A 20,590-nucleotide genomic window follows, 5' to 3' on the forward strand; every position below is an offset into this window, starting at 1 on the left:
TAATACAGAACACTCAAATATGTGGCTTCGATCGTCGAGTGGGTTGCTCCAGCTTCGTTCTATGGTAGTGGGGATATACTACAAAACAATACTGGAGTGTGAAACCGATAACGGCAGCGAGACCGATACTCGTTTTCGGTCTGCCGGCTAATATACGTTATTCATATAGGATGAGTACGTGATACTGTCGTCGATTGTATCGTCCTCGAATCTACCGTAACCCAGTATTGTTGTCTCATACAAATATATGGCTAGTTATAATTAGTGTTAGTTTATCATACACCTGTAAGGGACCGTTCGGTGTCGGTGACCCAACTACTTATCGGACTTGACGAGTGATAACTATCAAATCAACTATATTATATTCGCGGTCAGGTTCTGACCTCGAGACATAACTGACAAAAAATGTCTGATCTGATAATATTATCCCCATCGAGTATCGACGATTACTTCGACGTTTTCGATCGCTGACTTCCGTTCTAACACACGTTCCGTACAGGCCGTCACCTCGGGATGGCCGCAGTCGCGCGACCGATCGTCGAATAGTGCTGTCCAACAGTATATTATTTCACTCGAAACCTCGTCGGATAGCTCATTAGGTGAAACAGCTGATAATTACACTCGCTTATTGTACAGCAATTTATTTTGACGGCTGGACCAACTGGCGGTAGGGTTACTTATCAGACAGTCTTTAGCTCCACGGAGACTTTTCTCCGGTTTGATACGGAAGAGAATCAACGCGATCCCAAAAGATCGCTGGAACAGTTCTAAGAGTCATAGGAGTTGGCGGCTGAAGAGGGTGTCTGAAAGACGACCAGTGGACTGCGTCGCCAGAATATACGCACTACAGGCCTGCTAAACCCTCTGTAGTCTCAACCGCTCTCGTTACTTTTCTATATAGCTATATGGCATTTACAACGTTTTGATTCGGATCCTTTCCGGCCTCTCCCTGCTGAATTCGGGTGAATAGGGCCTCGAGTCGAACACACTTGATTAGTGCAATAATCAAGTGTAGTTTTATGAGTGTCCGTCCCCTCTGTCGATCACGAACGATGAAATTTAGCACGCGCTGCGCTCTCGAGGGTGAGTGCCGATGAGTTCCGGATCGACACCGGTGGCAACACCGCTGGCGGAGTTCCTGCGATCGAAGTCCAAAGGCGGCGACGAAAGCGGAAACTATCGGCGGAACCTCGAGCGTTGTGTCGAGGACTTTCTCGAGTGGCTCGACGGCGATCCCCGTTGTAGTGGCACGTTCGCCGATCTCGACGAGCGAACGTTCCGTCGGTACGCACGCGAACTCACGAGCCGTGAGCTCGCTCCGGGTACAGTGAACACGTACTATGCCAACGTCAGCGCGTATATCGGCTGGTGCGTTCGCGAGGGACTCCTCGAGGCAAACTACGCACAGCGAAACGTTGCGACGGAGCCACTTCCCGAAACCGACGGCCGACGGTCCGGCGACCAGCAGGCCTGGACCGACGAACACCGGACGCTGATCACGCGCCACGTCGATGCACAGGCCCACGACGCAGTTGATGAAGGTGGGTTCGACGCGATCAAGGCGTTTCGTGATCGGGCGCTCGTCTATGTGCTCTGTTACTCCGGTGTCCGCGGCGGCGAGATCTTCGCCGACCCGAAAGACGATCGGCGAAACGGGCTTCGCTGGGGTGACGTCTCCCTCGAGGATCGGACGATGACGGTGCTCGCGAAGAAACAGAACTGGTCCGATCGATCGGTGACGGAACAGGCAGTAAATCCTATTTCGCGATACAAACGAATTCTCGATCCTGCCAGTGACGACTGGCCGGTGTTCCCGACGTTTCATCTGCCGACGCTCTACGGAACGCTCCGTACCGGTCTCCGAGACGAACACGGCCGGTCGGCAGACGAGATCGAGGCGTTCGTCGACGATCTCACCGGTCAAGTAGCGGTTTTCGACGCGCTTCGCGAGTACGAACTGACGCCACCGTCGATCAACACTGACGGTGCCCGCCGGATCATGCGGCGTCTGTGTGAACGAGCCGAGATCGATCTCGACGACAAACACGGCTATCTCGCACCTCACGGAGGTCGCCGCGGTGCTGGCGAAGTGATGGTTCGACAGCGCGGGTTTACCGCTGCCGCTCGTCTGCTGGACAACAGCGAAGCCGTGGTTCGAGATTCCTACTCCCATATCGAAGCGAAAGAGATGGCCGAAGACGCCGGAAACGCATTCGCCGAACACGATCAATGACGCGCCGAACCGGACGAAATCGGTTCCAGCGATTGGACTGTAATCGATCGGCAGTCGAGGTGTTCGTCCCCGCTGTCCTCGAGAACGAACCAGTGTAACGAGGAACACGTTCGATCTATTTACAACCATACTATCGTAATACTCGGTGTGAGTGGGGATAAGCAGTACAGTGTCACACGAACCGGTCCGGCAATGGTGAAACGCTGTCTGATCGGGAACGGAGATTTCAGACCTGTAGATGCGGAGAATCCGTGTTCTCCTCCGATAGCGTGTTCGGATAGTGTTCCGAGTCTACCGAAACAGCATCGAGGTCGACGCTGAGTCCCGTTCTCGGCAGTCTCCGAGATAGTACGGATTCACTCCCCTGACGAAAACGAACTCGAGACCGATCGTAGCGGCGACGATTCGAAGACATCGAGCGAGTACCGAGAGCGGGATTCGACTATTCCGGATCAAGGAGATAACGACTATTGAAACGAACAGGGTTGCTGAATTCACGGCTACTAACGGCTGAGAGGCAGCATTCTTCTCATCGGCTGGTATCGGGTACTGACTGTCGACCCGGAAACGGTCGACTGACTGAACATACTCCCGAAGGTCTTTCCGGGATAACCGAAAGCTTTCTACAGTCGGCGGAACAGCACACTCGTATGACCGAAAGCTCGAACCAATCAGTTCGACGGGCGTTCATGCTCGTCGACGAACTCGCGGAAAACGGCGGCCGAGGGGTCTCGGAGCTAGCCGAGCAACTAGATATGCCAGTGAGCACGGCCCACGACTACCTGCAGGCGCTCGTCGAGACGGGATACGTAACGAAAGACGGCACGGAGTATCGGACGACGACGCGATTTCTCGAGGTTGGCCACCGGGAACGACACCGACTGGAGGTGTTCAAAGCGGTCCGTGACGAGCTCGAGACGGTTGCCGAGGAGACCGGTGAACACGCGACGCTGCTGATCGAAGAGGCCGATCAGGCGGTAATTCTGGCCGTTCAGGAGGGACCGGACGCGATCAACTTGTTCGCGTACCCGGGTGCCCGCATGCCGTTGCACGCCACGGCGCCAGGAAAAGCGATGCTCGCATACATGCCGGCCGACCGCGTCGACGAGATCGTCGATCGACACGGACTCGTCGAGGTGACGCCACAGACGATCACCGATCCCGACGTCCTGTTCGAACAGTTAGAACGGATCCGCAGCCAGGGCTATGCGATCGACGAAGGAGAACGCATCGCCGGTATGGTCTGTATCGCGGCGCCGATCCTCGACAAGAGCGACCGGGTACGCGGTGCGTTCTGTGTCTGTGGGCCCCGGAGTCGGATCGACCAGGAACGCCGGGAGGAAATCGCCGACGTCGTTCAGCGAGCGGCGAACGTGACGCAGGTGAACCTGGACTACGTCTGATATACTGCCGGACAATACGGATTGCTGTAACGAGTTACCGTGCAACCACAGCCCGGGTCGCGGTTGCGCCGGTAACGACGTACAGGAGTCCGTAAAACCACTTCACACACCGATCGCGTTCCGACGCCTGTCGTCCTGCGAGGGCGTCTCGAGTGCGACCGAATGCGCACTGACTTTCAGTGACTACTCTGGCTGTGGTTCTCCTGTTCCCGGTCGCGGAGTTCGATACGACGGATCTTCCCGCTCGAGGTCTTGGGAAGTTCGTCCACGAACTCGATTCGACGGGGGTACTTGTACGGTGCCGTCTCCGCTTTCATGAACGCCTGCAGTTCGTTCGTGAGCCCTTCGCTTGCTTCGTACCCATCGGCGAGGACGACGTAGGCTTTGACGATGCTTCCGCGCTCGTCGTGAGGGCTACCGACTGCGGCCGCCTCGGCGACGGCATCGTGGCTAACGAGGGCGTCTTCGACTTCGAAGGGGCCAATCCGGTAGCCCGACGAGATGATGATGTCGTCGGCCCGGCCCTCGAAGAAGAAGTAGCCGTCCTCGTCTCGTGACGCCAGATCACCAGTCCGGTAATAGTCGCCCGAAAGCGTCCGTTCGTCGAGGTCCGGTTTCTCGTAATAACCGTCGAAGATCGCGGGAGAGTCGACAGGAACCGCGATTTCGCCGACCTCGCCGGGTTCGACCGGTTCCTCCTCGTCGACGTCGATGATCGTCGCGCCGACACCCGGCGTGGGCTTGCCCATGCTGCCGGGCTTGACGTCGATGCCTGGATAGTTGGCCACGAGTGCGATGGTCTCGGTCTGCCCGTAGCCGTCCCGTGGCGTCACGCCCCAGGCCGCTTCGATGCGTTCTATCGGTTCGCGGTTCAGGGGTTCACCCGCGGAGAGCGTATCGTTCAACTCGACGTCGTACGCCTCGAGATCGGCGTTGGTGAGCATTCGATACTGCGTGGGGACGGCACAGAGCTTCGTGACGCCTTCCGTCTCGAGGATTTCGAGGAACGTCTCGGGCTCGAATGCGCCGTCGTAGACGAGCTGTGTCGCGCCGGTCGTCAGCCCGACACCGACCGGGCTCCAGAACCATTTCGCCCAGCCGGTTCCGGTCGTCGCCCACAGCAACTCGTCCTCGAGGTTCGTCTCCTCGTCGATACCCCACCAGTACGGCGCGTTGACACGGTTGAAGCAGTACATCCAGCGGTGTTTGTGCAGTACCGGCTTCGGCTGGCCGGTCGTACCGCTTGTGTAGTTGATCGACATCGGTTCGTCGGCGCCGAGTTCGGGCCCATCGTACTCGGCTGGCTGGTCGTCGACGATGGATTCGAAGGTCGACCGCTGTTCGTCCCCGTCGTCGGTTCCGTCGAGGACGATGACTCGCTCGAGCGGCGTCTCCTCGAGGACAGGATCGACCATATCGGTGAGCGACTCGTGGACGACAATCGCTGTGGCGTTGCAGTCGTTTGCACGGAACGCGATGTCGTTGGCCCGGAGCTGAGACGAACAGGGGACCAGAAGTGCTCCGACTGCGAGGACGCCCAACTGAATCGCGAACGCGTCGGGATGGCGGGGAAACAGATGGAGTACTCGATCCCCGTTGCCGATTCCCAACTCTTCGAGGCCGTTCGCGAAACGGCACATGTCGTCCCGGAGGTCCGCGTATGTCCGCTCCGTTCGGTCGCCGTCCGCGTCCAGAAACCGAATAGCGGCGCGATCTCTGATCTCGTCGGCGTACTCGTCGACGGTCGATGTCACTGTATACGATTCCGGCACATTCCATTCGAACTCCGCGACGGTGGCAGTGCAATCTATGCCCATGATTGGCACACCCCACGACCGGAAAGTTAGTTCTTTCGAACAGTATAATTGACTGATAGTAGGGTGGCTTAAAAATGACGCTGACGACGGGATCGAAGCGGAACGTGGGATCGGTCAGCCGACGATAATCGGCGTGTTCACACTGGTTCGCTCGAACTGGCAGGCCTGTCGATCCAGCACATACATAATACCGTTTACAATAAAGTTTTAGAATATCGATAATGACGTTCCTCTCAATGTTCGACGATCAGGAACTCGACGATATCCGCCAGCAGCAAACGGAGTGGGAAGAAAACACTCTCGAGCCGACTCTCGAGGCTCACGGCGAGCGAAAGGACCGATTTGGGACGGTCTCGAACCACGAGGTCGACCGCCTCTATACGCCGGACGACATCGCAGACGTCGACTTCGACGAGGATATCGGCTTCCCGGGTGAGCCACCGTACACGCGGGGTCCGTATCCGACGATGTACCGCGGACGGACCTGGACCATGCGACAGTTCGCCGGCTTCGGGACTGCCGAAGAGACGAACGAACGGTTTCACTATCTCATCGACGAGGGCCAAACTGGACTCTCGACGGCGTTTGACATGCCGTCACTGATGGGTCTGGACTCGGACCATCGGATGAGCGAGGGCGAGGTCGGCAAGGAAGGCGTCGCCGTCGATACGCTGCGGGACATGGAGATTCTCTTCGACGGGATCGATATCGGGGAGGTTTCGACGTCGTTTACGATCAATCCGTCGGCGGCAGTGATCTACGCGATGTACATCGCGCTGGCCGACCAGCAGGGGGTCCCACGCGAGGAGATCCGTGGAACGCTACAAAACGACATGCTCAAGGAGTTCATCGCCCAGCGCGAGTGGGTGATTCCGCCGGAGCCCTCGCTTGATATCGTCACCGACACCATCGAGTTCGCCGTCGACGAGACGCCGAAGTTCCACCCGGTCTCTATCTCCGGCTATCACATCCGCGAGGCCGGCTCGACTGCCGTCCAGGAGGCAGCGTTTACGCTCGCCGACGGGTTCGCCTACGTCGAAGACTGCCTCGACCGCGGACTCGACGTCGACGAGTTCGGCCCGCAGCTGTCCTTTTTCTTCAACTGTCACAACTCGATCTTCGAGGAGATCGCGAAGTTCCGCGCGTCACGCCGCGTCTACGCCCGTGTGATGGAGGAGTGGTACGACGCCGAAAAACCCGAGTCGAAACGCATGAAGTTCCACACCCAGACTGCAGGCCAGTCCCTGACCGCCCAACAGCCGCTGAACAACATCGCTCGAGTGACCATCCAGGCGCTGGCCGCGGTCTTCGGCGGTACGCAGTCGCTACACACCAACAGCTTCGACGAGGCACTGGCCCTGCCAAGCGAGAAAGCCGTCCGGGTCGCGCTCCGTACCCAACAGATCATCTCCGAGGAGTCGGGAGCGGCCGACATCGTCGATCCGATGGGCGGGAGTTTCGCCATCGAGAAGCTCACGAACGAACTCGAAGCAGAGATCATGGCCTATCTCGAGGAGATCAGGGAGATGGGCGACGGCTCCATCCGTGACGGCGTCCTCGAGGGGATCGATCGGGGATACTTCCATCGCGAGATCGGCGAAGCGAGCTACGAGTACCAGCAACGGGTCGAACGCGGTGAGGAAGTCGTCGTCGGCGTCAACGAGTTCACCATCGAGGAAGACACCTCGCCGGACATCCTCGAGGTCGACGAGACGACGCGAGATCGCCAACTCGACCGCCTCGAACACGTCAAAGACGAGCGCGACGACGCCGAAGTCGATGCGACTCTCGAGGCACTGTCGGATGCGATCGAGAACGACGAGAACGTCATGCCCTCGATCATCGACGCGGTGAAAGCGTACGCGACGATGGGCGAGATCATGCAGGTGTTCGAGGACCACCACGGCGCCTATCAGGAGAACATCACGCCCGTCTGATACGGACTGCTGTCCCGCTGTTCTGCCGATCGCCAGGGCGGGGTCGGCGATCGGTGGGCAGTGACGACAGGTAATCGTATGAAACACACGTTGAAGTACTCCAACGACGCTTGTATTGATTCTTCGTTTCGATAGAGTCATACGGACCCATACGAAAGGCGGAAATATGAGCACTGAGATGGGTCAACAAAGCATCCGTTGTATGGTAGCGAAAGTCGGACTCGATGGGCACGATCGTGGCGCACACGTCGTTTCGCGGGCGTTTCGTGACGCCGGCTTCGAGGTCATCTATTCGGGACTGCACAAGGCACCGGAGGAGATCGTCCAGGCGGCCGTCCAGGAGGACGTCGACGTCCTTGGAATCTCCATCCTGTCGGGCGCCCACGACACGCTGATCCCGAAGATCATGGACGGACTCGAGGAGTACGGCGCCAAGGCGGACACGCTCGTCCTGGCCGGTGGCGTCATCCCCGAGGAGGACCGCGAGGAACTCAAAGCAGCGGGTGTCGCAGCTATCTTCGGCCCCGGAACCTCCATCGAGGAGACCGTCGAGTTCGTTCGCGAGAACGCCCCAGACCGGTAACCGGCGTTCACGACGCGTTACTCGAGGATCTGCTCGCGGGCAAACCACGTGACTCGAGAACGACCTCGACATCGCCGGCGGGATCGACGGTTCGGAGTGGGAGATGAACGGGAGAGACGAGCGAAAAAGCGGTGAGCGAAGCGTCGTCGGTCGCTTTCATACGGACTGCTGTCCCGCCGATCGCCACACGGGGACAGCGATCGGTGGGCAGTGACGACAGGAGACCGTCTCAGTCCAATAACTGCTGTGCGATCGTATTCCGAAGGACTTCGCTGGTTCCCTCGTAGATCTCGTTGAGTTTGGCGTCTCGATAGAAGCGCTCGGCGGCGAAGTCCTTCGTGTAGCCGTATCCACCGTGGATCTGGATCCCTTCGTTGGCGACTTCGCGCGAGACTTCACTGGCGTAGAGTTTCGCCTGTGCGGCCTCCTTGATGAAGTTCTCACCCCGGATCTTCTTGTCGGCCGCATCGTGCATAAGCAATCGTGCGGCACGTGTCTTCGTGTCCATGTCGGCCAGTTTGTGCTGAATCGCCTGGAAGTCGGCGATCCGCTGGTCGAACTGCTCGCGGTCCTGGCTGTACTCGCGGGCTTCGTCGAGAGCCGCCTGTGCGATCCCGACAGATCGGGCGGCGATGGTGATCCGGCCGCCGTTGAGGGTCTTCAGCGCTTGCACGAACCCGTCGCCTTCCTCGCCGAGCAGCCGATCTTCGGGGACCCAGAGGTCGTCGAACCGAAGTTCCGCGGTCGGACAACCTTTGTCACCGAGCTTGTCCTCCGTCCCCTCGACGATGAACCCGTCGTCTTCCTCGGGACGGACCACGAACGAAGAGACTCCTTTGGTGCCCGCGTCGGGATCGGTCTTGGCGAACAGCGTCACCGTGTCCGCGACCGAGCCGTTGGAGATCCACAGCTTCCCGCCGTTGATGCGGTAGCCGTCGCCGTCTTTCTCCGCGGCTACGTCGCTCCGTTCCGAGGCTGTCGCCTCGCACTTCTCCGCGGTCGTCTCCATCGCGGGGACGTCACTGCCGGCACCGGCCTCCGAGAGGGCGAACGCGCCGATATCCCGTCCCTCGGCCAGCGGCGTGAGGTACTCCTCTTTCTGGGACTCGTCGCCGAACTCGTAGAGCATGTTCCCTGCGAGTGAAATGTGGGCTGCGACGATCGTCCCCAGTCCGCCCGATCCGCGGGCGATCTCCTCTAGGGCTGCCGGATACGCGTGATAGTCGAGTCCGGCACCGCCGTACTCCTCGGGGAAGGGCATTCCCATCAGTCCCAGTTCGGCGAGGTCGTCGACGAGGTCGTGGGGGAACTCGTCCTCGTGGTCGATCTCGTCGGCGACCGGGACCACTTCCTCATCGACAAACTCGCGGACCATATCGATGATCTGGCGCTGCTCGTCGGTAAAGCGAAAGTCCATGTGTGACACGTTCAGCCGGTTCGCCTATAGATGTTCCTCTTCTCGAGGACGGCGGTGGTTCCGTCCCGTCCGGCCGGTTACGCCGTCGGACAGAACTATTCGAAAATCGCTCGCGAATTCACGACCGACTTCGTACTGACTGCTGTCCGGCAGTATTAGCGGCCGACGAAGTCGGGATCGCCGTCACCGAAAAACGCCTCGAGACCGCGTTCGTAGTCTTCCGTCCGTGCCGCATCGGCGATCGCGTCCGCTTCTGCGGCCAGCTGTGACTCGAGGCTCCGATCGTAACTGTCGGTGAGCAGCCGGGTGGCGGTTCCGAGTGCGTGTGTCGGGCCGTCCGCGATGTCGGCGGCGACCGCCGTCAACCGTTCCTCGAACTCACCCGATGGCGCGACTTCGGTCGCAAGCCCCAGGTCGACGGCCTCGTCGGGTGCGATCGGCTTGTCTCGGAGGACGATCTCCTTTGCAGTCCGGAGCCCGACGAGTCGGGGGAGGAAAAACGTCGCTCCGCCGTCGCCTGTCAGTCCGATCCCCGGGTAGGCAAACTGCAGCGTCGCATCGTCCCCGAGGACGACCAGATCGGGCAGTAGTGCGAGACTGAACCCGATGCCGGCCGCGACGCCGTTTATCCCGCCGACGATCGGCGTCTCCGTCCGATGGAACTGGACGATCGCTTCGTGGGCGCGTCCGGCCAGCGTTCGAAGCCGTGGTGCGTCTTCCGCACCGCCGGAGAGCTGTGAGAGGTCGGCGCCGGTTCCGAAGAAGTCTCCAGTGTGAGTGAGGACGATACACCGGACGTCGGGATCCTCACCGAGCGTCGTGGCGGCCGACACCAGTTCGTCGGCCATCTCGAGTGTGAGTGCGTTTCGTCCGGCAGTGCTGTCGAGGGTTACCGTCGCGACGCCGTCGTCGCGCTCGACGACGAGGTTCTCGTAATCGACCATGGTAACCGCCGGTTCGAATCGTGAGAAGTTAACTATTGGCTATCAGTTCCGAGGAGTGACGCCGGTCGTACGGACCGCCGTCCGTCAGTTTCGGTGCACCCGCGACCATCCCGCGGTCGCACCGAGACACGGCACAGAGACCGGATCAGTTGACGGCGTCGGTCAGATCCATCGGTTCGTCCTGGAAGAGACGCGGATCCATCTCGCCGACGTCGTCGACGACTGCGGGCTCACACTCGAGTTGTGCCAACACGTCCGCCTCGAGGTCGACACCCGGCGCGAGTTCGACGAGGGTCAGGCCCTCCTCGCGGAGTTCGAAGACGGCACGTTCGGTGACGTAGACGACCGGCTGGTCGATCTCGCGGGCGTACTCCCCGCTGAAGGTGATCTGTTCGACGGACTCGAGGAACTTCGGCTGGTCTCCCTCGCGTTCGATCTCGAGTTCGCCGTCGCCGGCGGTCACCTCGAGGCCGTTCGTCGTGAGCGTGCCACAGAAGACGACCGTGTCGGCGTTCTGTGTGATGTTGATGAACCCGCCACAACCCGGCAGCTGTGAGCCAAAGCGGCTGACGTTGATGTTCCCATCGCCGTCGACCTGTGCCATCCCGAGGAATCCGACGTCGAGTCCGCCACCGTCGTAGAAGTCGAACTGCTGTGTCGAGGAGACAAGCGCCTCGTAGCCGGTGGCCGTCCCGAAGCTGATTCCGCCGGAGGCGGAGCCACCGATCGGACCGGACTCGACGGTCTGGGTGATCTCGTCGTCGATGTTTCCTTCGGCGGCGACCACGGGGACGTGTTCGGGCACGCCGACGCCGAGGTTGATCACCGAGTCCGGTTCGAGCTCCATGGCCGCCCGTCGGGCGATGATCTTTCGCACGCCGAGGGGTTCGTCGTCGCCGTCGTCACCGTCCGCGCCGGCAGCCGGCGGACGAACCTCGCCGCTGTAGGCCGGGTTGTACGACTCGGCGTAGGTCTGTGGGTGGTGTGAGGACGGCGCCTCGACGACCGCGTCGACGAGGACGCCCGGAATCGCCACGTCCTTCGGATCGAGCGTCCCCGCTTCGGTGACGCGTTCGACCTGTACCAGGACGGTCCCGCCGGAGTTGTGGGCCGCCTGGGCCATGGCGAGGACGTTCGACTCGAGGGCCTCCCGTTCCATCGTCACGTTCCCGTTCTCGTCGGCAGTCGTTCCCCGGACGATCGCGACGTCGATAGGGACCGACTGGTAGAAGAGGTACTCCTCGTCGTCGATCGTGATGAGTTCGACGAGGTCCTCTTCCGTGGCGTCGTTCGCTTTCCCACCTTCCTGGCGCGGATCGACGAACGTACCGAGGCCGACGTGGGAGATCGTACCGGGTTTCCCCGCGGCGGTGTCCCGCAGGAGGTGATCCATGGCACCGAACGGGAAGTTGTACGCCTCGACCTCGCCTTCGACGACCTGCTCCATCAGATCCGGCGTGAATCCCCAGTGGCTGGCGATCGTCCGTTCGATCATCCCGTCCTGGACGAGATGGGAGAGGCCACGACCCTGTCGATCGCCTTCGGCGGCCGGATGGAAGAGGGTGAGATCGCCCGGCGATCCCGTCTCGGCGTAGCGCTCGCCGAGCCCCTCGAGGAGATACTCGGGAATCCCGACCGCGACGAACCCACCGACACCGACGGTGTCACCGTCATCGATACGCTCGATAGCGTCTGCCCTCGACTGAAGCGTTGTCATGCGTCTGACGTTCGGAGTGGATCACATTTCTAAGTATCTATTCTATTCGAATCGCACACTTTAGTAGCCCACTCACGAATGTCGAGGCATGGAACTCACGAGTGAGCAGGAGCTGATCCGAGACACGATACGGGAGTTCGTCGAGAACGAAGTCGCCGAGGACGTTCGCGAAGCGGACGAAACGCAGGCGTTCCCCGAAGACGTCTGGGACGGGCTCGCGGAGTTGGACTTTACGGGAATGACCGTCCCCGAGGAGTACGGTGGGCTCGACGTCGACGAGGTCACGTACAGCCTCATCAACGAGGAGCTGGCCTACGGTCATCTCGCGGTCGCGACGGCGCTGTCGGTCCACTGTCTCGCGACGTCGTGTATCCGACAGTTCGGGACCGACGCCCACAAAGAGGAGTGGCTCCCCGAGATGGTCGACGGACGGCCGGTCGGGGCCTTTGCCCTCTCCGAACCCGAGGCGGGTTCGAACCCAGCCGAGATGAGTACGGAAGCCCGACTCGAGGGCGACGAGTACGTCATCAACGGGAAGAAACAGTGGATCACGAACGGCGAGCGAGCGGGCGTCGTCATCCTCTTTGCCAAGACCGATCGGGACGACCCCGACACGGTCACGCAGTTTTTGGTGCCAAAAGACGTCGACGGCCTCGAGGTCGGGAAAAAAGAGGACAAACTCGGGCTCCGGGCCAGCGACACGACGACGCTGATCTTCGACGACGTCCGGATCCCTGCCGAGAACCGCCTGACCGAGGTCGGTGACGGTCTCAAAGCCGCGTTCTCGATCCTGACTGGCGGTCGGATCGCGATCGCAAGCCAGGCCGTCGGCGTCGCACAAGCAGCCTTAGACGCCGCGGTCGCGTACGCAAACGAGCGTGAACAGTTCGATCAGCCGATCATCGAACACCAGGCGATCGGTCAGAAACTCGCCGACATGCAGACCGACGTCCAGGCGGCCCGACTGCTGACCCGCGACGCCGCACGGAAAAACGAGAGCGGCGTCGATCCCAAGTCCGCGGCGATGGCGAAGTACTTCGCCAGCGAAACCGCGGTCGACGTCGCAAACGAGGCCGTCCAGGTCCACGGTGGCTACGGCTACACGAAGGACTTCGACGTCGAACGCTACTACCGTGACGCCAAGATCACGACGATCTACGAGGGAACCAGCGAGATCCAGAAGAAGATCATCGCTCGCCACCTCAAGGAGTAGGGCCAATCCGCATCTCGACGATCGTGGCGAGCCTCGAGCGACCAGTGCGGTTGCTCTACGGACCACTCGAGCGATCACAATCAGTACAACGGCGCGCGCCGGCAGGCAGCCGAGAACAGCGAGGCTGCCTGCCAAAATCGTGCGAGGGATAAGCGAGTGAGCATCGCGAACGAGCGAATCGGCTGGGGAGGGCGTGGTAACGCCCTGTTGTCACGATAGCAGGACGCTTTGTTCGCGGCCATTTCAAAGACGCTGATCCACATCCCTCGAAGACGCCGATCCAGTCCCCCAAAGATACTGATCTACGAGCATCTATAGCGCAGTAGCGTCTCGAAAACGGGTATCCGAAATCGCAACGGAGTCATACGGTCTACTGTAGTCAATTACCGCCGATCGCCGATCCCATCCTGGCGATCGGCGGTAACCAGTTACAGCAGTCCGTATCAGTCGTACTCGTAGAACCCTTTCCCGGTCTTTTTCCCGAGTTCGCCCGCCTCGACCTTCCGCTTGAGAAGATAGGCAGGCTTGTACCGATCACCGAGTTCCTCGTGGAGCGTCTCGGATGCGTGGAGACAGACGTCGAGGCCGATATGATCTGCAAGCGTCAGCGGCCCCATCGGTACGTTCGTCCCGAGTTCCATCCCCGCGTCGATGTCGTCCTTGCTCGCAACGCCTTCGTCGTACGCTCGAATCCCCTCGTTGATCCAGGGCATCAGGATCCGGTTCGTCACGAAGCCGGGTTTGTCGTCCGACTCCCAGGTCGTCTTCCCCAGGTCTTCCGAGAGGTCGTGTGCTAGCTCGACGACCGCCGGCGTCGTCTTCTCGCCGACGACGACCTCGACACCCTCCATCACCGGAACCGGGTTCATGAAGTGCAGCCCGACGACGCGTTCGGGACGGTCGGTCGCACTGGCGATCGAGGTAATCGAGAGCGTACTCGTGTTCGTCGCCAACACCGCATCGTCGTCCATCACCTCGTCGAGATCCTCGAAAACGTCCTGCTTGATCTCGAGGTCTTCGACGGCAGCCTCGACGACGATGTCACAGTCGGCGAGGTCCTCGAGGTCGGTCGTTCCCTCGATCCGATCGGTGATCGTCGCCGGCTCTTCCTCGAGTTCGTCGCGGTCCTCGAGTCGGGCGAGACTCGACTCGATCGAGTCGAAGCCGTTCTCGACGAACTCCTGTTCGATGTCGCGCATCACGACGTCGTAGCCGTTCGTGGCGGCGACCTGTGCGATACCACTGCCCATCGTTCCCGCGCCGACGACACCGACGCGGTCGATCGTCTCGACGTTCATCACGTGTGTCTGTTCGGACGACTCATATAAGTGTGCCGGCTGTATGGACGTGAAACTGACTGCCAATTCCGTAGCGCCGTTCGTATCGGCTGGGTTCGACACATCTATAACCATATCTGTACAATCAATTCACGGTAGCAAATGTCGAATACGATCATCGCGGGAACAGGCATGACTCCGTTCGGACCACACCAGGATCGGACGGGGCGGGACATGTTTGCAGCGGCGGGACGCGCCGCCCTCGACGATGCCGGACTCGAGCCCGAGGACGTAGACGAGGTGTTTTACGGGAACTTCGTCGGGACGATCACCGAAAATCAGGGCCACCAGGGTCCCATCGCCGCGGAGGCACTCGGAACGACGGCTCCGAGCAGGCGCGTCGAAAGCGCGTGTGCCTCGAGTGGGGCGGCGATCCGCGACGCCGTTCGGGCGGTCCGAAGCGGCGACTCCGACGTCGTCGTCGCCGGTGGGATGGAACGAATGAGCAACGTTGGAACCGCCGGCGCGACCGACGCACTCGCCCGTGCAGCCGACGATCTCCACGAGATCAGGGCCGGTATCACGTTCCCCGCGGCGTACGCCTTGATGGCACAGGCGTATTTCGATCGCTTCGGTGGCAGCCACGAGGACCTCGCTCACATCGCCGTCAAGAACCACGAGAACGCACTCGTCAACGACCACGCACACTTCCAGCAGGCGATTTCTGTCGACGACGTCATCGAAGCGCCCGAAGTGGCGGCGCCGCTTGGGCTGTACGACGCCTGCCCGATCAGCGACGGTGGGGCTGCGCTCGTGCTCACGTCCGCGGAGTACGCCGCCGAACACGACCTCGAGACGACGGTCGCGATCACGGGATCGGGACACGGCGGCGATACGATGGCCTTACAGGATCGACGGGAGCTCGCGAAGACGCCGGCGACCCGCGACGCCGCCGAGGAGGCCTACGACGACGCCGACGTCGGCCCATCCGACGTCGATCTCGTGGAGGTCCACGACTGCTTTACGATCGCGGAAGTCCTCGCACTCGAGGGACTCGGACTCTACAGCTATGGAGAGGGGATCGGTGCGGCCCGCCGCGGCGAAACCTGTCGGGACGGCAGGCTTCCGGTGAACCTCTCGGGCGGCCTCAAAGCGAAGGGCCATCCTGTCGGTGCGACCGGCGCAGCCCAGCTCATCGCGGTGGCCTCGCTGCTCGAGGGATCGCATCCGCGCGCTGACGCCGTCGAAGACGCAACGCTTGGCGTCGCCCACAATGCTGGCGGCACGGTCGCCAGTGCGACGGTTCACGTTTTGGAGGTGGTTGCATGAGCACTGCGAATGCAACGATACCAGCGCTTTGCTCTGGGAGTGGTTGCATGAGCACTGCGAATGCAACGATACCAGCGCTTTGCTCTGGGAGTGGTTGCATGAGCGCTGCGAATGCAACGATACCAGCGTCCACGCTGGAGGTGGTTGCATGAGCGACGTCCGCGACGGCGCGTTCGACGAGTTCCTCGACGCCCTCGAGGAAGGGGACGGCTACTACCTCGAGTGTTCGAACGGACACGGACTCCTCCCGCCGCGACGGGTCTGTCCCCACTGTGGCGATCGCGAACTGACACGGCGACCGCTCCCGGCGACCGGCGAGATCGTCACGCACACGTCGGTCGCCGTGCCGACGCCACAGTTCGACGACGACGCGCCATACGTCACGGCGATCGCGTCGTTCGGTCCCGTCAGGATAACAGGTATCGTCGCCGATGCCGACCGAACCGACGTCGAGATCGGGCAACCAGTGGCCGTCGACGTCGAAGCAAACGCGACGACGGGTGAACGAACGATCACGTTCCGACTCCAGTAGTAGAGCGTATGAGCGGCGATCTGTAAGGGGTAGTGATCGCTGAGTGCAGACGACTCACTTGCGCTCGCTTCGCTCACGGGTCACTTTGCTCCCCGTTCGCCAGTCCGAGGTCCCCCCACGTTGGCCTCGCTTCGCTCACGGCGTGTCGATCGACCGCTCGAGAACTCAATCAGAACTATTCCATTCAAGCTACCATAATAATGAACAGTATAGTGAAGTAGCCAACAACCCCAATCCGACCCACGAAACGCCGTTCATCAGATTGAATTTCCAGACCATAGAGCGTAAATCCAACCATTAGTGTTAAAAGAAGAAGTATAGACACCACGCTCTCGAAAAATACGAAAAGTAATATAATTGAGATATATGCCAATATAATACCATCCATAATTCGTTCATGACTTGGTATGGAATACGTCTTATTCCCCATATTTTCTCTCAACGTGATTCAGTATTAAATGTTGGGATAAATAACAAACACAGTCAACCATTGGTTTTTCGATTCTAAAGGAAGTCATAGAGAGTTCTCAAAGAATTGATTTCGAGTGACTCTTCGATAAATAGCGCCGACAGTAGATATGCAAACTGAACGATAACCCGAAAGCATATGTCTCCTCGATAAGGAATTTGCTATATGCCTGCATTCGGAATCGGTGCCCCCATCTACCTTGCCATCCAAGCGTTCATTGCACGCTTCGTATATCGTGAGGCTTCAACTCACAACCGCCGCTCGCCGCTTGTTTTAGCCGGTAGCATCTTTATCCTGAGTATCGCTGCTGTGTTTATCGTGGGTAGTATTCTACTTGTTCTCCTTGTCGAAGCAGTGGCTATTATACTGTACCGTGCTGGTACATCTAGAAATGAGTCACCTACTACTCAATAATCAAATCTAAACAAAAGTAGGATTCTGATCAGAGGCGTCGAGACGTCCCATTCGAAGATTGAACTAGCTCTCGTGCTGCATCGCTTCAGCAGTCAGTTCCTCCTTATCTGGTGTGGATTCAACAGATCCGCCTGAACCGCACTCGAGTAAGCATCATAGATATTACTATAAGCGAAATCACCAGACGTAGTTGTTCAAAAGTACACAATATAATCAACTGCACACCGCAGCAGATACCCCTCCTATTACTCATCGTTTCGGTGGTGTGGCTGACGAACCGTCCTGGTTGAAGAGAACCTGCAGTGCTTTCACAACTCCTAAATAAACTGTGAGCTATCAGAGCAGCGTAAATAATTCCTACAATTTTGTTACAAATACGAGGCTGAATATCGAAATTGTGCTACGATCTACTGATGGCCGAGCAGAACGAAATCAGGATCTACAAATCGGTACAACATCCCATATGAACTAACAATACAAAATATGGGTGTACTGGGTATGTGAATCAAATGTTATAATAATGCTTGGATGAAGATTCGTATAGATTTGTATATCGATCGATATTGCGATTATGGAGCAATACTATGGGTCGGAAATCAGTATCTTGTTATGATAGTTCAGCTATTACCATATGGAACTGTTCCGGGTCTCGAGGCCGAAGAACGGGATCGAGGTTTCGAACCAGTGGACCAGCGAGTGGCCCAGCATCGTCACGACCGCGACCGAACGATATTCGATAGAATTCGGACGGGGTACTGTCCCCCGGTCACTCGAGTGACGTGACGGTCACTAATCCTATCGGGGCCCAGACAGTAGCTGTCCGATAGTCCCTCGTTGTCTCTCGCCGCCGGTGGCGGCCGTTCACGTGCGATCGGGTAGCGCCGTCCGTATCATCCGACGACCAGCGCGCGTTCGACGAGGTCCTCACCGTAGATCTCCGCTAACTTCTCGTGTTGATCGGGCCGGTTCTCGTAAACGTCCTGGAACAGCGTGATCGGCGTCTGGGCGGCCTGATACGTGGCCTCGTCCCACATGCGGTCGTTGCTGATATCGACTTCGATACCGTCGATGGCAAGCGTCGCGGATCGCTCCATGGCGATCGCACCCTTGCCGGCTTCTTTGGCCGCTTCGAACTCCTCCATCGAGTCGACGATATCGTTCAGACTCGGGATATAGGAGGTCCGATCCAGCAGTTCCTGGGTGAGCTCGTCGCCGTCGAGTTCACGTTCGTCACTGCCGACGCGAAGCCGGTATCGGTCGTCGCTCGCTTCCTCGAGGTCGATCTCGTCGCCGTCGTACACGTAACGACCGTCTTCCTCCTCGAGTTCGACCTCTCGGTCGTCGACCTCGAGGTGCCAGCTGCCGGTCTCGGGTGGCAGCGGTGACTTATTGGCCTCGACGACCTGGCCGGGAGTCAGCGACCAGATACCGAGCATCCCTTTGGCCTGGTTTTCGGTCATGCGCTCGTGGTAGCCGTCGACGTCACGGATGTCGTCGTACGGGCCGTCGATCGCGATCAGCCCGGCCGCGCTCGCACCACGGGAGGTGTTGTGGCGAAGTTCGGGCCACGGCGGCAGTTCACCAGTGGGCGTGATCGCGCGCATGTCCTTGGTGTAGTCGACCTCGCCATCGACGAGCAGAAACAGGCGCTCTAAGTTGTTCGAGGGGTTGCCCATCTCCTCGCGAAGGTCGGCGAGTGCCAGTTCGGCCTCCCCACTCTCGACGATGACCGACATGGCCAGGCTTCCCTCGGGCAACCCGTACTCGTTTTCGACGATCGTGACGAACTCGTCGGCCTTCTTCCAGTCGTCGATGTCACCGACTTCCGGAATCACGAACCCATCGAGGTGTTCGACGGCGCCGTTGTCGGGGTCGGCGAGTTCCAGGATCTGCTGAAAGCCCTGATATCGAGTGGTGGGACTCTCCCGGTGCCAGACGACACGGGGGTGAATCTCGCCGGGGAAGTCGGCCCCGTGTTCGGAGATCACGTCGATCATGTTCTCGACCCCTTCATCACGCATCGAGGGCGCCGTCGCGTCCTCGTTGTCCGGCACCCAGACGTCCGGAGCTTCCATTCCCCGAAGCTGGGCAGCTCGCCGTAGCATCTTGGCAGAGTCGTCCTCTCCTTCCACGGCAGTCGGTGTAGTAAAGAACGTACGAACGAATTTCCGGTCGTGAAGACGATCGGTATGGGTACTCATGAGTGCAGTTGACAGTATTACGTTCTAATATTAAAGTCGTTTGGTAGCAACCAACACTACGTCTCGAGCGTGATGGGTTCGCTCTCTCGAGTCAAGAGAGCAAAGCGCGAAACGTGTCGCCGTCGGCGTACTACACGTTGTACTTGTTCAGTTCGATCACGTTCACCGCCCGGCAGAGCTGATCGACGAACTCGTTTGACTCCCAGTCGTCGTCGATCCGTGTCGTCGGTCCGGAGACGCTGATCGCACCGATGACATCCGAGTTGAACCTGATCGGTGCGGCGATACAGCGAAGTCCCTCGAGTCGCTCCTCGTCGTCGACCGCGAAGCCACGCTCGCGCGTTCGTTCTAATTCCTCGAAGAGTTCGTCTCGAGACGTGATCGTCTGGGGTGTCACCCTCGGAAGGCCGTGTTGGTCGATGATCTCGTCGACCCGCTCTCTCGGCAGGTGTGAGAGGATCGCCTTCCCGAACGCCGTACTGTGCATGTGGTGTCGACAGCCGACGTAGGTGTCCAACTCGACTGCACGCTCGCCTTTCGACCGGCACAGATAGACGCCTTTGCCGTCCTCCTCGACGACGAGATGGACGAGCTCGCCCGAGGCTTCGGCGAGCTCCTCGACTTTCGGTTCCGCGACCTTGTAGACGTCTTTCTCGCCCCGTATCTGGCCGCCGATATCGAGGAATTTGAGGCTGAGTTGGTACGTCTTGCTGTCGGGGTCTTTGACGACGTAGCCGTGTTTCTCGAGCGTGCTGAGGTGGTTGTGAACGGCGCTTTTGCCCATCTCGAGTTCGTCCGCCAGCGTCGTCAGTCGCGCTTCCCCGAACTGGTTGAGTACCTCGATGAGTCGTAACGATTTCTCGGTCGTCCGCACAGGGTGTTTTGCCCGTTCTCCCATGTGTGACTGTACTCACACAGAACCCATAAGTATTATTCTATTATAGAAAACGGCAGCTATTTCTCGCGTCGCGTCTCGAGGATGACTCCACCGCAGATATCCGTAGAACGCCACGAACAGGTCGCCAGGTCTTCGATCGCGCGTTCGTGACATCCACCCTTGTCGAATCGACTCCCATCTCGGTGTCGCCGGGTTTTGCTATAGAG

General features: G+C 59.5%; 14 protein-coding genes. 7 read left to right on the plus strand and 7 right to left on the minus strand.

Going from position 1 to position 20,590, the window contains the following annotated elements:
• Window positions 1-1,093: 1,093 nt before the first annotated feature.
• A complete protein-coding gene (locus RBH26_RS15020; protein ID WP_306759191.1) occupies window positions 1,094-2,233 on the plus strand; it encodes a phage integrase SAM-like domain-containing protein in 1,140 nt (379 codons plus the stop codon).
• A gap of 650 nt (window positions 2,234-2,883) precedes the next feature.
• Entirely contained in the window at window positions 2,884-3,636 is a 753-nt protein-coding gene (locus RBH26_RS15025) for an IclR family transcriptional regulator (protein WP_306759192.1), read from the plus strand.
• A gap of 176 nt (window positions 3,637-3,812) precedes the next feature.
• Here the strand turns inward: RBH26_RS15025 and RBH26_RS15030 are convergent, their stop codons facing one another.
• Window positions 3,813-5,453 (minus strand): AMP-binding protein, encoded by a 1,641-nt coding sequence (locus RBH26_RS15030; RefSeq protein ID WP_306759193.1) that lies wholly within the window; start codon window positions 5,451-5,453, stop codon window positions 3,813-3,815.
• Window positions 5,454-5,689: 236 nt separating this feature from the next.
• Here RBH26_RS15030 and RBH26_RS15035 point away from each other — a divergent pair, with 236 nt between their 5' ends.
• Entirely contained in the window at window positions 5,690-7,390 is a 1,701-nt protein-coding gene (locus RBH26_RS15035; RefSeq protein ID WP_306759206.1) for a methylmalonyl-CoA mutase family protein, read from the plus strand.
• A gap of 166 nt (window positions 7,391-7,556) precedes the next feature.
• The gene (locus RBH26_RS15040; RefSeq protein ID WP_306759194.1) at window positions 7,557-7,973 is read left to right on the plus strand and encodes a cobalamin B12-binding domain-containing protein; all 417 of its coding nucleotides are present in this window, start codon (window positions 7,557-7,559) and stop codon (window positions 7,971-7,973) included.
• Window positions 7,974-8,202: 229 nt separating this feature from the next.
• On the opposite strand, the gene RBH26_RS15045 is transcribed toward RBH26_RS15040, so the two are convergent.
• The 3 genes from RBH26_RS15045 to RBH26_RS15055 all read right to left on the minus strand — a co-directional run bounded on the left by RBH26_RS15045 (window position 8,203) and on the right by RBH26_RS15055 (window position 12,051).
• Window positions 8,203-9,390 carry an acyl-CoA dehydrogenase family protein gene (locus RBH26_RS15045; protein WP_306759195.1) on the minus strand — a complete coding sequence of 396 codons (1,188 nt, stop codon included), beginning with the start codon at window positions 9,388-9,390 and terminating at the stop codon, window positions 8,203-8,205.
• Window positions 9,391-9,545: 155 nt separating this feature from the next.
• Window positions 9,546-10,334 (minus strand): enoyl-CoA hydratase/isomerase family protein, encoded by a 789-nt coding sequence (locus tag RBH26_RS15050; RefSeq protein ID WP_306759196.1) that lies wholly within the window; start codon window positions 10,332-10,334, stop codon window positions 9,546-9,548.
• Between the two features lie 145 nt (window positions 10,335-10,479).
• Entirely contained in the window at window positions 10,480-12,051 is a 1,572-nt protein-coding gene (locus RBH26_RS15055) for a CoA-transferase (protein WP_306759197.1), read from the minus strand.
• Window positions 12,052-12,139: 88 nt separating this feature from the next.
• Between RBH26_RS15055 and RBH26_RS15060 the strand changes: the two genes are divergently transcribed.
• The gene (locus tag RBH26_RS15060; protein WP_306759198.1) at window positions 12,140-13,264 is read left to right on the plus strand and encodes an acyl-CoA dehydrogenase family protein; all 1,125 of its coding nucleotides are present in this window, start codon (window positions 12,140-12,142) and stop codon (window positions 13,262-13,264) included.
• A gap of 443 nt (window positions 13,265-13,707) precedes the next feature.
• On the opposite strand, the gene RBH26_RS15065 is transcribed toward RBH26_RS15060, so the two are convergent.
• On the minus strand, window positions 13,708-14,562 hold the full coding sequence (locus tag RBH26_RS15065; protein ID WP_306759199.1) for a 3-hydroxyacyl-CoA dehydrogenase NAD-binding domain-containing protein: 855 nt from the start codon (window positions 14,560-14,562) through the stop codon (window positions 13,708-13,710).
• A 141-nt stretch (window positions 14,563-14,703) separates the two neighbouring features.
• On the opposite strand from RBH26_RS15065, the gene RBH26_RS15070 reads away from it, so the two are divergent.
• Entirely contained in the window at window positions 14,704-15,870 is a 1,167-nt protein-coding gene (locus tag RBH26_RS15070) for a beta-ketoacyl synthase N-terminal-like domain-containing protein (RefSeq protein ID WP_306759200.1), read from the plus strand.
• Window positions 15,871-16,018: 148 nt separating this feature from the next.
• Window positions 16,019-16,402, plus strand: coding sequence for an OB-fold domain-containing protein (locus RBH26_RS15075; protein WP_306759201.1), 384 nt, complete (start codon window positions 16,019-16,021; stop codon window positions 16,400-16,402).
• Between the two features lie 1,773 nt (window positions 16,403-18,175).
• Here the strand turns inward: RBH26_RS15075 and aceB are convergent.
• Window positions 18,176-19,486, minus strand: a complete 1,311-nt coding sequence (gene aceB / locus RBH26_RS15080) for a malate synthase AceB (RefSeq protein WP_306759202.1) — start codon at window positions 19,484-19,486, stop codon at window positions 18,176-18,178.
• A 130-nt stretch (window positions 19,487-19,616) separates the two neighbouring features.
• Window positions 19,617-20,384 carry an IclR family transcriptional regulator gene (locus RBH26_RS15085; RefSeq protein ID WP_306759203.1) on the minus strand — a complete coding sequence of 256 codons (768 nt, stop codon included), beginning with the start codon at window positions 20,382-20,384 and terminating at the stop codon, window positions 19,617-19,619.
• Between the last annotated feature and the right edge of the window lie 206 nt (window positions 20,385-20,590).

The organism is Natronolimnohabitans sp. A-GB9 (genome assembly GCF_030848565.1).
Lineage (GTDB): Archaea > Halobacteriota > Halobacteria > Halobacteriales > Natrialbaceae > Natronolimnohabitans.

What these genes read in the sequence shown, in the direction of transcription:
- RBH26_RS15020 (WP_306759191.1), top strand. Translation starts at nt 1,094, where the DNA reads ATGAGTTCCGGATCGACACCGGTGGCAACACCGCTGGCGGAGTTCCTG.
- RBH26_RS15025 (WP_306759192.1), top strand. Translation starts at nt 2,884, where the DNA reads ATGACCGAAAGCTCGAACCAATCAGTTCGACGGGCGTTCATGCTCGTC.
- RBH26_RS15030 (WP_306759193.1), bottom strand. Translation starts at nt 5,453, where the DNA reads ATGGGCATAGATTGCACTGCCACCGTCGCGGAGTTCGAATGGAATGTG.
- RBH26_RS15035 (WP_306759206.1), top strand. Translation starts at nt 5,690, where the DNA reads ATGTTCGACGATCAGGAACTCGACGATATCCGCCAGCAGCAAACGGAG.
- RBH26_RS15040 (WP_306759194.1), top strand. Translation starts at nt 7,557, where the DNA reads ATGAGCACTGAGATGGGTCAACAAAGCATCCGTTGTATGGTAGCGAAA.
- RBH26_RS15045 (WP_306759195.1), bottom strand. Translation starts at nt 9,390, where the DNA reads ATGGACTTTCGCTTTACCGACGAGCAGCGCCAGATCATCGATATGGTC.
- RBH26_RS15050 (WP_306759196.1), bottom strand. Translation starts at nt 10,334, where the DNA reads ATGGTCGATTACGAGAACCTCGTCGTCGAGCGCGACGACGGCGTCGCG.
- RBH26_RS15055 (WP_306759197.1), bottom strand. Translation starts at nt 12,051, where the DNA reads ATGACAACGCTTCAGTCGAGGGCAGACGCTATCGAGCGTATCGATGAC.
- RBH26_RS15060 (WP_306759198.1), top strand. Translation starts at nt 12,140, where the DNA reads ATGGAACTCACGAGTGAGCAGGAGCTGATCCGAGACACGATACGGGAG.
- RBH26_RS15065 (WP_306759199.1), bottom strand. Translation starts at nt 14,562, where the DNA reads ATGAACGTCGAGACGATCGACCGCGTCGGTGTCGTCGGCGCGGGAACG.
- RBH26_RS15070 (WP_306759200.1), top strand. Translation starts at nt 14,704, where the DNA reads ATGTCGAATACGATCATCGCGGGAACAGGCATGACTCCGTTCGGACCA.
- RBH26_RS15075 (WP_306759201.1), top strand. Translation starts at nt 16,019, where the DNA reads ATGAGCGACGTCCGCGACGGCGCGTTCGACGAGTTCCTCGACGCCCTC.
- aceB (WP_306759202.1), bottom strand. Translation starts at nt 19,486, where the DNA reads ATGAGTACCCATACCGATCGTCTTCACGACCGGAAATTCGTTCGTACG.
- RBH26_RS15085 (WP_306759203.1), bottom strand. Translation starts at nt 20,384, where the DNA reads ATGGGAGAACGGGCAAAACACCCTGTGCGGACGACCGAGAAATCGTTA.